11 protein-coding genes are annotated in these 14369 nt (G+C 33.2%); 10 read left to right on the top strand and 1 reads right to left on the bottom strand.

Annotated elements, in window-relative coordinates:
• Positions 1-201: 201 nt before the first annotated feature.
• The 6 genes from KQI41_RS10695 (at position 202) to KQI41_RS10670 (ending at position 6456) form a co-directional block, all read left to right on the top strand.
• The gene (locus KQI41_RS10695) at positions 202-1962 is read left to right on the top strand and encodes a recombinase family protein (protein WP_154442831.1); all 1761 of its coding nucleotides are present in this window, start codon (positions 202-204) and stop codon (positions 1960-1962) included.
• A gap of 185 nt (positions 1963-2147) precedes the next feature.
• A complete protein-coding gene (locus KQI41_RS10690) occupies positions 2148-3071 on the top strand; it encodes an alpha/beta fold hydrolase (protein WP_216585255.1) in 924 nt (307 codons plus the stop codon).
• A gap of 28 nt (positions 3072-3099) precedes the next feature.
• The gene (locus KQI41_RS10685) at positions 3100-3612 is read left to right on the top strand and encodes a GNAT family N-acetyltransferase (RefSeq protein ID WP_154442830.1); all 513 of its coding nucleotides are present in this window, start codon (positions 3100-3102) and stop codon (positions 3610-3612) included.
• 519 nt (positions 3613-4131) lie between these two features.
• Entirely contained in the window at positions 4132-4671 is a 540-nt protein-coding gene (locus tag KQI41_RS10680) for a methylated-DNA--[protein]-cysteine S-methyltransferase (RefSeq protein ID WP_154442829.1), read from the top strand.
• A gap of 158 nt (positions 4672-4829) precedes the next feature.
• The gene (locus KQI41_RS10675; protein WP_154442828.1) at positions 4830-5840 is read left to right on the top strand and encodes a GNAT family N-acetyltransferase; all 1011 of its coding nucleotides are present in this window, start codon (positions 4830-4832) and stop codon (positions 5838-5840) included.
• Between the two features lie 118 nt (positions 5841-5958).
• The gene (locus tag KQI41_RS10670; RefSeq protein ID WP_229768641.1) at positions 5959-6456 is read left to right on the top strand and encodes a DUF3795 domain-containing protein; all 498 of its coding nucleotides are present in this window, start codon (positions 5959-5961) and stop codon (positions 6454-6456) included.
• A 278-nt stretch (positions 6457-6734) separates the two neighbouring features.
• On the opposite strand, the gene KQI41_RS10665 is transcribed toward KQI41_RS10670, so the two are convergent.
• Positions 6735-8093, bottom strand: coding sequence for a catalase (locus KQI41_RS10665; RefSeq protein ID WP_154442826.1), 1359 nt, complete (start codon positions 8091-8093; stop codon positions 6735-6737).
• A 1264-nt stretch (positions 8094-9357) separates the two neighbouring features.
• Between KQI41_RS10665 and KQI41_RS10660 the strand changes: the two genes are divergently transcribed.
• The 4 genes from KQI41_RS10660 (at position 9358) to KQI41_RS10645 (ending at position 14169) form a co-directional block, all read left to right on the top strand.
• Positions 9358-10335 (top strand): collagen-like protein, encoded by a 978-nt coding sequence (locus tag KQI41_RS10660; RefSeq protein ID WP_195838048.1) that lies wholly within the window; start codon positions 9358-9360, stop codon positions 10333-10335.
• A gap of 555 nt (positions 10336-10890) precedes the next feature.
• The gene (locus KQI41_RS10655) at positions 10891-11934 is read left to right on the top strand and encodes a serine hydrolase domain-containing protein (RefSeq protein WP_154442825.1); all 1044 of its coding nucleotides are present in this window, start codon (positions 10891-10893) and stop codon (positions 11932-11934) included.
• 410 nt (positions 11935-12344) lie between these two features.
• Positions 12345-13043: a VanR-ABDEGLN family response regulator transcription factor gene (vanR, locus tag KQI41_RS10650; RefSeq protein ID WP_154442824.1), complete on the top strand. Its 699-nt coding sequence runs from the start codon at positions 12345-12347 to the stop codon at positions 13041-13043.
• Positions 13021-14169, top strand: a complete 1149-nt coding sequence (locus KQI41_RS10645) for a sensor histidine kinase (RefSeq protein WP_154442823.1) — start codon at positions 13021-13023, stop codon at positions 14167-14169. Before vanR ends, KQI41_RS10645 begins: the two co-directional genes overlap by 23 nt.
• Positions 14170-14369 lie beyond the last annotated feature (200 nt).

Raw genomic sequence — 14369 nt, 5'->3', positions numbered from 1 at the left:
ACAATAAAATATATTAGGACAGGCTTATCTTTACTATTTTATTTTCTGTATTTATTCTTTTAAATTTCTAGAATAAGTACAGAGATAAAAACTCTGAAACAATGATAATTAGCTTGACTAAGAAGAATCTTCTATCTATAATCCTTGTAATCCCTGATAGGAATACAAGGATTATAGATTAAAAGAAAGGTTGGTGAGAAAATGAGTAAGGTACAAGTAATTCAAGCACAGAAAGAGAAAATTGATAGAAATACAGGAAAGATATTAAACAAATTACGTGTAGCAGCCTACTGTAGGGTAAGTACAGATTCAGATGAACAAATGAATAGCTACCAAGCCCAAGTACATCATTATACAGAATTAATTAAGAAGAATGAGGAATGGGAATTTGTAGATATCTATGCTGATTCAGGAATATCAGGTACTCAGTCAGATAATAGAGATGAGTTTCAAAGAATGATATCTGATGCCAATAATGGCTTAATAGATATTATAATTACTAAATCCATATCTAGATTTGCTCGCAATACCATGGACACTTTAAAGTATGTTAGAATGTTAAAAGATGAAAATATAGCAATAATCTTTGAAAAAGAAAATATAAATACCTTAACAATGAATGGAGAAATGCTTCTAACTATCCTAAGTTCCTTAGCACAACAGGAAAGTGAATCACTTTCTGCCAATACTAAAATGGGTCTTAAAATGAAGATGAAAAGAGGAGAATTAGTAGGACAAGCTTCCTGTTTAGGTTATGATTATGACAAGGAAAAGAAAAAGTTAATTATAAATGAAGAAGAAGCAAAGATAGTAAAATATATATTTAATAGATATACCAGTGGAATTGGATGTTTTGTACTAGCAAGAGAACTTACAGGAATGGGAGCAAAAACAAAGAAGGGCAATACAACTTGGTCAGATTCATCTGTCAGAGGAATTATTAAAAATGAAAAGTATGTAGGGGATATCCTAATGGGAAAGACCTTTACTCTAGATCCCATAAGCAAAAGAAGATTAGATAATTTTGGTGAAGAAGAAAAGTATTATATAAAAAACAACCACGAACCTATTATATCAAGGGAACAATTTAATAAAGCAAAAGAAATATTAGAAAAAAGAAGTAGGAATCATAATCAAGGAAGAATGAAAAAACATAGCTTAAAATATGCCTTTTCCAGTATGATGAAATGTGCCTACTGTGGTGGGAATATTAGCAGGAGAAGATGGCATAGTGGAACTGATAAACAAAAGGATGTCTGGTTCTGCACAACTGCAATAAGAAAAGGAAAGAAATCCTGTCCTGAATGTAAGGCAATAGAAGAAAAGATAATAGAAAATGCCTTTGTAAAAGCCTTTAATATCCTATGTAGAGATAATACAACAATAGTAGAGGAATTTCTTGAGAATATAGAGAAGGAACTACAGTCAAAGGATAATAAAAAACTATTAAAGCAAATAGATGGGGATATAAGGAATGTAGATAATAAAATAAGTAAACTCCTAGATTTACATCTAGAAGATAAAATAGATAAAGAAAACTATGAGGAAAAATATACTGAACTAAAGAAAGAACTCCTAGAACTAAAAACAGAAAAGAAAGAATTAGATATAGTAGAAGATGAAGAAATAACTATTAAAGAAAGAATAGCATCCTTCAGGAAATTATTCGAAAGCAAAGAACCACTAGTAGAATTTGATAGGGAAGTATTTAAAACTGTAGTGGGGGAAGTTATCATAGGTGGGTATAAAGAAGATGGAAGTATAGATCCTTATATGCTGACCTTTATATTTAAGACAGGCTTAACTAGCAAAATTGATGGACATAAACAAATTTCTAAAAGTGAGCAAAATGCAGTTTTACAAAAATGCACCTATCAAGAGGACGAGCCACATTGGGGGTACAATTCTGATGACGTATTGTGGCTTAAGGGGGAAATTATAGAGTTTGACCACAACATATAATGGTTTGAAGATAGAAAATGGGTCAAAAATAGGGTATTTTATAGATGACATAGGTTAATTTGAGTGATGATAGATAGAAATTAAGAATATTAGGTTGATAAATGGATTGATGATTTATATACTGTAGATGAACATAATTAGAATAATGTAAAGTATAGACTAATTATATAATAGGAGGACTTGAGGTGAATAAATTGAATAAAACCAAGGTGATAAGAATGTTAAAAACGATAGTACTGATGATAGCTTGTTTATTGCTACTATACTTAATTGTTCAACGAGTGCGGTGTGGTTTTGCTGTTAAAAATGCAAGAAGTCGGCTTGAAATTTATGATGCTCAAACAGCACGATTAAGCTATGGAAATATGACCTATGTAGACCAGGGTAGTGGCGATACCATATTATCTATCCATGGTATTTTTGGAGGATATGACCAGGCATTTGATACTTGCAAAGATAAGGTGGATACCTATAGAATTATTGCACCATCACGTTTTGGCTATTTGGGAAGTGAAGTTTTAGGTAATGGTACCCCAGCGGAGCAAGCTACTGCATATGTAGAGCTTTTGGATAATCTTGGTGTTGACAAAGTATATCTATTGGCAACTTCTGCTGGGGGTACTGTGGCAATTAGGTTTGCATTAGATTATCCAGAAAGGACGGAAGGTTTGATTCTGTATTGTTCTGCACCACCTCTTATTCAGAAGCCTGATACATATCTTAAATATCAAGGGCCACCAGCCTTTCTGTGTAATAATTATGCTATGTTTTTAATTAGCCCCTTATTTGAACCGATTATGGGAATGGAGTCAAGCACAATTTATAGTATGCTCCCCATCAATATGCGAAATATTGGAGTTGAAATTGATGCTTCAATTACCAATCCTGATATGGCTAAAAACTATGTAAAGTATCCTATTGAAGAGTTACAGGTTCCAACGTTAATATTGCACGCTAAGGATGATAAAATGTCAAATTATTATGATATGAAAAAAGCGGCAGTCCGATTTCCAAATTGCACCTTTGTAACATTTGAAACAGGTGGGCATTTGATGACAGGGCATTCGGAGGAAATAGACAAAGCACTATATAATTTTATTGAGAAATGAGATGTATACAAGGGGAAGGGGTGATAATATGAACTTTAGAATGGCTAATATTGGTGATTTACCACAGCTAAAAATGGTATATGAAAAAATAATCTACAGCATGAATGAAAATAATATTCAAATTTGGGATGAAATTTATCCGTGTGAGTTTTTTTATGATGATATTGAAAATAATTATCTTTATGTTTTAGAGGATAATAAAGAAATAGTTTCTGCTTTTGCTTTATGCCATTCAAATGCAGGAGCAGAATATGTAAAATGGGAGAGCAATCATGACAAAGCATTATATATTGACAGGTTTGGGGTCAACATCAACTATTCACGAAAAGGAATTGGCAGTATAATGATTAATAAGGCGATTGCCCTTGCAAGAGATATGGAGGCTAAATACCTAAGACTTTTTGTTGTCGATACAAATAAACCCGCTATAAATCTTTATATAAAAAATGGCTTTAAAAGAGTTGATGGTGTCTATAATGAAATAATTGACGATGACCTCATATTACATGAATTGGGATTTGAAATAAAAATATCAATATGATATAAAGTTGGAATGAGAAGTAAAGTATAAATAGGAGTACCCCAGAATGGATAAGAACGTATAGAAGAATTACAGGGGGAATGCAAATGTGGGTAATTATAAAATTGTTAAAATACAGGAAGAATCAGAAGTAAGAAACCATGTAGCTAACTGGTTTCACAGTAGATAGAATGTTCCAGTTGAAGCATATCTTGAAAGCATTGACAAGTGTTCAAAAAATGAAAAGGCTATCTCACAATGGTATGTAGTAATGTTGGGGGATAAAATAATAGGTGGACTTGGTGTAATAGAAAATGATTTTTATGATAGAAAGGATTTAATACCTTTCCACTAAGGGAGGACTATCTACTTGTGACATCATTATCATCGCTTCAAGACATGTAGAATTCATAATCCTGTTACAAAGAAAAGATAAATACTCAAAAATTTAATAAGATAATATTTACGAAAGCTCAAAAAAAGACATACGATTAATCTTTTGAATACCTTATAAAATGAACCGACGAAAGGAGTATTAAAATGTACTATAAGACAACTTATACATCACCTGTGGGTTTAATTACACTTGCGTGTGACGGAGATAATATTATTGGTGTATGGAATGAAGGACAAAAATATCATGGTTCTAATATATCCACAGAAATGACAGTAAAGGACGATATACCAGTATTAGAAGTAGCAAAAAAATGGCTGGATAGATATTTTACAGGTAAAAATCCTGCTATTTCTCAATTACCGTTAGCTCCTATTGGTGGAGAATTTCGGCAAATTGTATGGACGATTTTATGTCAAATACCATATGGAGAGGTAACTACTTATGGTGAGATTGCGAAAATAGTAGCATCTAAAATGAACAAGAAAACTATGTCGAGTCAAGCGGTAGGAGGTGCTGTTGGACACAATCCTATATCTATTATTATCCCCTGTCATAGAGTTGTAGGGACAAATGGTAGTTTGATAGGTTATGCTGGTGGCATTAACAAGAAAGTGAAATTACTTGAACTAGAAGGTGTCGATATGTCCCATTTGTTTGTTCCCACAAAGGGAACTGCACTCTAAAATAATTTGACTATGATTTTTGTTTGAATTGTCAAAGGACGTTAGAGGTGATTTGGAAATAGGAATAATTGTGTTTGTGAAATATCTGAAAGAGATTATTTACGAGATAGATGAATTTCCTACACAATATAACGCAAATTTAGTATGGGGGAGTAGAAATGAAAATATTTGAATTCAGGCCAATTGATATTTATGATGTACCTGCAATGGTTGAGCTGTTAATATGCAGACAAAGTCTTGAGAGTAAGATATTCCCATTCCTGAAAAACAGCTGCCTCAATACAAAACATATCACGGATTTACTTAAAAAATTGTTCATTAATAATAAAGTAATTGGGATAGGTGCATTTGTTAATGATGAACTAGTAGGTTATATAATAGGAAAAATAAAGATTGATAATGGAAGAGGCAAGCATATCTGGGTACCCTATGAAGGGATTGCAATAAGAAAGGACCAACCCTCAGAACTCATAAGGAATCTATATGCAAAGGTTTCCATTCTGTGGCTCGAACAAGGCTGCTTTAGTCATTATACTTTAATACCTATTGGAAATCAGGTGTACTATGATGCCTTTCTGCAATTAAGCTTTTTTATCCAGCAAGTACATGGGATAATGAATATTGCAGATTATAAGCCTTTTGAAAATGTATCTGATGCAGATATTAGACTTGCCAATAAAATGGATAGTGAAGCAATGGGTAGAATGTCTAGCATAATCTACTCATATCAAAATTCAGCACCTGTATTTGAACCTGTCTTACCTGACAATTTATTAAAGATAAAGGAGGGGTATAGAAGGATAGTAGAGGATGATGAAGCAATTATTATTATTGCGGAAAAAGATATGAAGGAATTAGGGTTTCAAGTATATGAGCCCATTACTTCAGACTTCATGGCACCTGACGATGGAGTAGAGTTAAGTATTGCAGGTATTTACCCTTCTCAAATGAGAAGTGGTGTTGGTAAAAAATTAATGAATGAAGGCATCAGAATTGTGAAAGAAAAGGGATATAATAACATAACAATAGATTGGAGAATAACTAATCTCGCCTCTTCAACATTTTGGTTCAAGTGTGGATTTAGGCCAATAGCTTATAGAATGGTTAGATACATCGACCATAATTTTGTATGGGAAAAAATTAAGGATATTAAGGTGACAAACAAATGAAATTCTTTCTCTATATTAAAGAGAACTTATATTCTATGTAAGGAGGATAAGCATGAAAAACTTTCAAAGAAAAGATCTGATGTTTTCGTTATGTGGTTTGAATTGTGAACTTTGCACTATGAAATTGGATAGTTACTGTCCAGGTTGTGGTGGAGGTGCAGGTAATCAGGGTTGTGCTATTGCCAAGTGCAGTTTACAGCACGGAGACATTGAATATTGTTATCTATGCAGTGAATATCCTTGTGAAAAGTACAAAGGCATAGATGAGTTTGATTCTTTTATTACCCATCGTAATCAACTTAAAGATATGAAAAAATCACAGAAAATAGGTACAGAACAATACAATGCTGAATTAATAGAAAAATCCGAGATACTAAAACATTTGCTCGCAAACTATAACGATGGACGTCGAAAAAGCTTTTTTGGTATAGCTGTAAACCTTTTAGATTTGCATGGTCTAAAAAATATTATAGAACAAATCAATTCCAAGACTGCATATGAAAACTTAACCCTAAAAGAACGAGCAAATGTTGCAGTAACAGTTTTTCAAACTGTTGCAGGACAGAAAAATATTGTCTTAAAGCTTAATAAAAAGCATGCAAAGAAGTCATGCTAAATCGTTCTGTTTTTGTTGAGGGCAGGAGTTAGATATGTAATACTGGAAGTAATGCCGAAGCAAATAAATGATTCATGATAGTGTGAAACATACAGAAGATGAAATGGTATATTACAAGTTCATGGTATCATAAGGACAATTTAAGAAATGCAAACTGAATATTGAAACATAAAAAGGATTCATGCTTATTAGCATGATTCTTTTTATGTTTCCATTTGAATTTTGGTCATTTTTGCTATTAGCATGAAAAATCAGATCTGCAATTGAAGCAGTGGAGTTTATCTTCTCACTGTATCCGTATATAAAAGCATTTGATTTCTGACCATTTCTGCAAGGGTAGGGGAAACTTGCTCCAAATGCCATAAGACGGTACACTGGGTATTAGGCTGGGCATTCACAAGTCCCGATGCAATATTATTTGCAAGGTTCTTTTTCTCTACTGCAGAAAAGGACTCATATCTTTGCGTCGCTTGTGTAAAATTGTCTGGGTTTGGGATTTCGGCACGCATAATTTCACCAGCGACATATCTGCCATTTCCACTGGATACCATAGATGCAGGAGACCAGTTTGGCTGTTTGTTGACAGGGATATTACGATAATCAGGGCCCAGTCTGTGACGCTGTGCATCTGAATAAATAAAAGTACGTCCCTGTAACACCTTGTCATCTGAAAATTCAAGACCAGGAAGTAAATTTGCTGGATTAAAGGCTAATTTTTCTACCTGCTCAGCATAATTTTCTGGATTGTAATTTAAAACCATTCGTCCAACGGGTAAAAGGGGATATTGGGCTTCATCCCATACTTTAGTATCATCCAAAGGGTCAAAGGGAAGTAGCTTTGCATCTTCAGGATTCATAAGCTGCACATACAACTCGTACTCCACAGCCTTTCCTTTTGCTATACTGTCATATAGGTCGCGTCCAGCGATATCAGGGTCTTGGCATGCCAGTCGTTGAGCCTCCTGCTGGTCAATATATTCTGTTCCTGCCATAGGGAGCCAGTGGTATTTCACATAGTTGCGAACACCTTGTGCATTTCGCCAGACATAGGTACTCACACTATATCCCTTGATATGACGAAGACTCTTTACAGTTCCTAAATCTGAGAAAAACCATATCAGCATATTTGTTGCCTCTGGGTATTTCGCAAACAAGCTCCAAAGCCTTTCAGGGTCAGGGAGATTATTCACTGGTGAAGGCGAAAGATGACTAATTATATCTGGTACACGAATAGCATCCCGTACAAAAAAGACAGGGAGATGATTACAGAGTAAATCAAAAATTCCTTCATCTGTATAAAACCTAGTGCTGAATCCCCGCACATTTCTTAAGGTGTCAGGCGTTCCCTGATTGCTTGCAGCAAGAGAGAAGCGCACCGCTACTGGTACCTGTTGATTAGGCATTTGCAAAAATCCAGCTTTTGTATATTCTTTCATTGAGTGAGTAGTGTAAAAATATCCAAAAGCACCATATCCTTTTGTATGAATACGTCTTGGCAGTGTAGTTGAGAATACAAAGGTTTCCAAGGTTTCATGTAGAGCAGTGTCTTGAACAAGAACAGGACCTCGCACACCTACCGTCTGGGAATGGGATGCGTTTGGAAAAGATGATTGAGATTGGTTGTGATTGTTGTACATTTATAATCCCTCCAAGTGTGTTAAAAACACGAAAATAATAAAATAATATAATAAAGTGTATTCTTAATTTTCATGTATTATGCCATTTTGTACTTGTATGCTTCAATTTTCCACATACCGACACATCAGATGTCAGGTATTTATTTGTTGAAAGCAAGAAGACAGCAGGGAAGGTCATTTTCGAGAAAAATGTTTTTTCAAGAATTGTTTTTCAGCATTAGAAAATACTTGATACTTCTTCCATGCAATATTCAAATGTGCTTCCAGAGATTTAAAACAGAGATTACTGGCACTGGTGGTGTATACTAGCTTATCCAAACATAAAGCGTAACCGATACCTTCCAATAAGTGTAGCATTATAAATTAGGTTATAGGTAGCTACAATATTAAGTTTTTCAAAATCATTACCAAACTATCCTGATATTTCATTTCCAGAAAGAGCTTGTCTAGAGCAGATCAGTGGTATATCATATAGATTCTCTGGTCTAATGCTGTCCAAATTAGACAGTGGGCTATCTTTTTTCATTAGCAGATCCCATGTATCAGTTGTAGGGAGAGGAGATGCAGATAGTCATAATTTTGGATATTAGCTGTCTCAATAAGAACTCCAAAGTCCAGTAAGCCTTTATCTAAACGTTAAGTTACATCATCTACATTTCTACTGTACAAATGATATTGAATGTGAGGAGCTTCTCTTGAGTTTATTTACGACCTTTGCAATGAGGCGCATTGAATCTGTTTTGCCTCCGCCAATGTAGGCATCTCCACTGATTACTTCATCGTATTACTAATTTCTTATTCGGTTTTCTACAAGCTCCATAATTTCCTGTACCAGTTTACGAAGCAACACTTTTTCTTCTGTAAGTGTAATTCTTCTATTACCACGTCATATTTATTATTCTTCCAAAGCATGTTGAAGCCGTAAAATGACTTGTGAGGTAGTGAAAAGATTAAAAAAATCGATCATCACTACTAACAAAATTATGAGATGATAATTTAATATGTATAACAAATTTAAATTGGTCGTCTACTAAAATAAACACTAGTATACATTTAAAATATTTAGAAAAATAAAAAGTTAAATAACTCGCTATTATAGGATTTTTATCTCCTTTAACGCTGTCTATTAGTATAATTAGCTAGACCAATTTCAATATGAAATATTTGGTTTTGCCATAGGAAATTTCATTGCACAAAATTGGAATAATCTCATAAGTATAAAGTATAGATTGTAAAATTCTGTTTAACTGAAAGGAGTTTTTGCATGAATAATAATAAAAATTTATCTGATTCAATTTCATCTATTAATAATGATGATGCCAATAGAGTTAAAATAAGAGCAACTAATTTTAATAATTCATGGAATCAATGGTGTAATCTATGTCCACGGTGTAATCCATGTCCACCGACTTGCATACCATGCCCTGCCGGTCCACCAGGTCCCATAGGCCCAGCAGGTCCAGCAGGAGCACAAGGTCCAGCAGGTCCGGCAGGTCCACAAGGTTCAGCAGGTGATATAGGTCCGGCAGGTCCACAAGGTTCAGCAGGTGATATAGGTCCAGAAGGTTCAATGGGTCCAGCAGGTCCAGCAGGAGCACAAGGTCCAGCAGGTCCGACAGGTCCACAAGGTTCAGCAGGTGATATAGGTCCAGAAGGTCCAATGGGTCCAGCAGGTCCAGCAGGAGCACAAGGTCCGGCAGGTCCGGCAGGTCCACAAGGTTCAGCAGGTGATATAGGTCCAGAAGGTCCAATGGGTCCAGCAGGTCCAGCAGGAGCACAAGGTCCGGCAGGTCCACAGGGACCACCAGGTCCTACTGGAGAAGTCGTTTTGGCCTTTGGATCTTTAAGAGGAAGTAGTGTAGAGACACCTGGAGAAACTTTTGAACCAGTACCATTTAGTGTGGTTGGACCTTTATCAGATACTATTACAGTAAGTCTATCAGGCAATGAATTAGTTGTAGGAGAAAGTGGAATTTATCAAATAACGATATCTGTTAATGCTGAAGCCACTGTTAATCCAGATTCAGATCAACCATATCTAGAGGCTATTATTACTGTCAATGGTACACCAATTTTTGGTGATACTACTACTTTTTTTAAAATATCTAATAGAAGTAGTTCAACGTTTATTGTTCAAGCCTCTTTAACAGTAGGAGATGAAGTAGGAGTAAGTATTAGCACGGATTTTCCTGTTTTAGGTTATATGAATCGCTCTTTAACTATTGTTCAATTAAGTAATTAAATGATTATCATCAATATTAATGGGGTAAAACTAAAATAAAATTGTTAAGTATATTATCAATCATAGAATTCGAGAACAGTTATTAGTATCTTTTTTGCTTTATTACTTCTCTCTGAAACTATGAATGTAAATAAGTACTAATATAAATATTAATTAGTTTCACGATCCTATTAAGTTGCTTTCGATATAGATATTAGATAATATATATTTAAGGATTTATAGAGTACCATCAGTCAAGGAAATGAAAAAGCATAGGTTTCTGACTATGATTAGTCTGTGAAACTATGCTTTTTTCATGTTAACACATTTAAGATAGATTAAAATAACAATTACTTTTAACTATAAGGTAAAGTTAATGGGTATGTTTCCTAGGATACCCGTTGTGGGATCCATAATCTCATTATAAAAGAAAAATAGCTAAATTATTGTAGAAATAAGTAAAAGAAATATGTTACAATTGCGAAAGTTAGTAAAACTTTATTATATAATAAAATGAGAGAATGTGAGATGAGAGGAATGGAAAAGTAGTATCATTAAATACTAGGAGGCATGGGTATGACAAATATTGAGACTAAGAGATTTGAAAAGATTTTTAATAAATTTACAAACTCAAAGAAAATTAATGAAGGAATTTTGCTGATAGAAAACACAAATGGAGAGTTCTCACTTTGCAAAGGGTATGGTGGGAAGGGATTAAACTCACCATTTCTTATGGCAAGTATCACAAAGTTATTTACCACTACTTGTATTTTAATATTATTGGAACAGGGGAAATTATCCTTAAATGATAAAATATCTGAGTATTTTGATGAAAATATTATAAAGGGAATTCATGTTTATAATGGTAAGGATTACTCTTTGGAACTAACAATATCGGATTTACTGTTTCAAACAAGTGGATTGCCAGATGTATATTTAGAAGGAAAAGACAGTTTGAAGAATAAAGTCCTTCTAGAGGACTTTTATATTACTTTCAGTGATATGATAGATAGGGTTAAGAATTTAAAACCTCATTTTGAAGCAAGAAAGAAAGGCAAAGCTTATTATGCAGATATTAACTTTGATATACTAGGTGAAATAATTGTAATGGTAAGTGGTTTCAAATTATCACAGGCATATAAAAAATATATTTTTGAGCCTCTTGGGCTATCTCATACATATCTTTCAGAAAATGAAAATAATAGGATACCTCAAGTCTATTATATGAATCAAGTCATCCATCGTCCTAAACTCGTGATTAGCAGCGGTGCAAGTGGAGGATGTATTACTAATGCTTATGAATTAATGATATTTATAAAAGCATTCTTTGGAGGAAAATTGTTTAATAAAAATATTTTCAATAGCTTATCAATTTATAATAAGTTGCAGTTCTCCATGGGACCAATTTATTATGGAGGGGGGTATATGCAAATTCCCTTAAATGGAGTGAACAATTTTTTTATGGGAAAAGGTGAATTGGTTGGTCATTCTGGATCAACAGGTTCATTTGCTTTTTATTATCCTATGAGAGATCTATTCTTTGTAGGGGATTTAAATCAGATGGCTAATCCGTCACTTCCAATTAGGATATCAATGCAGCTTGCTATGGCAGCAAAATAAATACATATAATATCTTATCTCAACCAAGGATATACTAGGTCGTACAGTATCTTTATTGTCACCTCGAGGCATATAGAAACAGTTTGCCTGTTGAAACTAGCATAAATCTTGATAAATATGAGTTCTGCCGGAGATCTTCTGAGAATGAGGATACTTTATCACAAAGAATAGTAGGTAGGTCATTGGTATTACACTCGGATAATGGAAGTCCTATAAAAGCAGTTACAATATATTTAATGAATTTAGTAGACATTAAAATGTTAGACAAGTAGGAGGTATTACTGAGCTGATTAAGGAAAAGATATAACTATAAGTCTTAAAATACTTGAAATAAGTTTGATAGATAAGATTGATAAGAAGTATAGGGGTTCAAAAACTCTGATTATTAGATATAGAAAGAAGGGGGATATATGCAGACAAAAATTTTAGTAGTTGAAGATGAAAAAGAAATTGCTAACTTAATCGAATTGTATCTAAAAAATGAAAATTTTATAGTGTTCAAATGTTATACAGGAGCAGAAGCAATGAAAGTTATAGAAACTGAACAATTGGATATGGCTATTTTAGACATCATGCTTCCAGATATAGATGGATTTTCCATTTGCCAAAAAATACGGGACTCTTATAATTTTCCAATCATTATGTTGACTGCAAAAGATGAAGAAATAGATAAAATCACAGGTTTGACATTAGGTGCAGATGATTATATTACAAAGCCATTTCGACCACTCGAGCTAGTAGCCCGGGTAAAGGCTCAATTAAGGAGGTTCACGAAATACAACCAATTAGACAAATTTCAAAAAGAAAACATAATTTCTATAGGAGGTCTAGTGGTGGACAAAGATAATCATGAGTGTTTTTTAAATGAAAAACCATTGTCTTTGACTCCTACAGAGTTTTCAATTCTATGGGTTTTATGTGAGAACAAAGGTCAGGTCGTAAGCTCTGACAAGTTATTCCACGAAGTTTGGGGGGATAAATATTTTAGCAGCAGTAACAACACTATTATGGTTCACATTAGACACTTAAGAGAAAAAATGAATGATTCAGCTGAAAATCCAAAATATATCAAAACTGTATGGGGAGTTGGCTATAAAATTGAAAGTTAATAAAACCAGAAAAAATGATTATTCAGTATTCAAACGAAAATTATTTTTTAAAGTATTCATATTTATTTTAGTTAGTATTGGATTTTTAATATTATTAAGTGCAATATTTCGAGGAAAATTTGGTAATTGGATTGTCGGTTTTTTACAAAAGACATTTAACTTGTCTTATTATGATGCATTGACTATCCACCAATATACATTCCGTAATAACATGGATATTATTATGCTAGTTTTAATGGTTATTTTTTCATTAATCATTTTCCGATTTGCTATTTCTCGGATTACAAGATATTTTGATGAAATCGCTGAAGGTATGGATGACTTAATGAAAGGTTCAGATAAGGAAATTGAACTATCTCCAGAAATGAGTTTTTTGGAAACCAAACTAAATATGTGCAGACATATTCTAGAAAAGAGAGAAAGAGATGCAAAACAAGCGGAACAAAGAAAGAATGATTTAGTTGTTTATCTTGCACATGATATAAAGACTCCACTTACTTCAGTTATCGGATATTTAGATTTAATGTCAGAAATACCAGATATGCCAACTGAACAAAGGGCAAAATATATGGAAATTACTTTAGAAAAAGCAAATCGCCTTGAAAAACTTATCAATGAATTTTTTGAAATTACTAGATATAATCTTCAAACCATTGTATTAGATAAAAAAGACTTTAATCTATCCTATATGTTATTTCAAATGGCAGATGAGTTTTATCCAATGCTTTCTGAAAAAAAGCAAGAGGTTATAGTAAATGCAGAAGACGATATTATGCTTTGTGGCGATTCAGATAAACTGGCGCGAGTATTTAATAATGTATTTAAAAATGCAATTGCATATGGTGATAAAAATAGTAAAATTATAATAGACATTTATAAACAATCACAGAATGCAGTTGTAACCTTTAAAAATTATGGAAAAAGTATTCCGCCGCAAAAACTGGATAGTATATTTGAAAAGTTTTATAGACTAGATGAATCTAGAGGAACGGATACCGGCAATTCTGGGCTAGGTCTTGCTATTGCCAAAGAAATTGTAGTCTTACATGAGGGTGAAATTTATGCAGAAAGCAACGATAATTATACAATATTTCATATAAAGATACCAGGCGTAATCAATAACTAAGAAACATTATTTCTTTATGATATAACAATTCATAAAGGAGTAGTGTTTTTTTATTTTTATTATATTTTTAAATGCCGCAAATATTAAGCAATTCATAAGAGAATCTTAATAAGTCTATAAGCTGTTGTTTATACAAAAAATATTAAATTTTATTAGAATTATATTATAAGACGAGATCATATCTCACATTTAAGGAGGAA

The organism is Tissierella pigra (genome assembly GCF_018917845.1).
Taxonomy (GTDB): Bacteria; Bacillota; Clostridia; order Tissierellales; family Tissierellaceae; genus Tissierella; species Tissierella pigra.
This window is presented reverse-complemented; position numbering and strand designations above follow the sequence as displayed.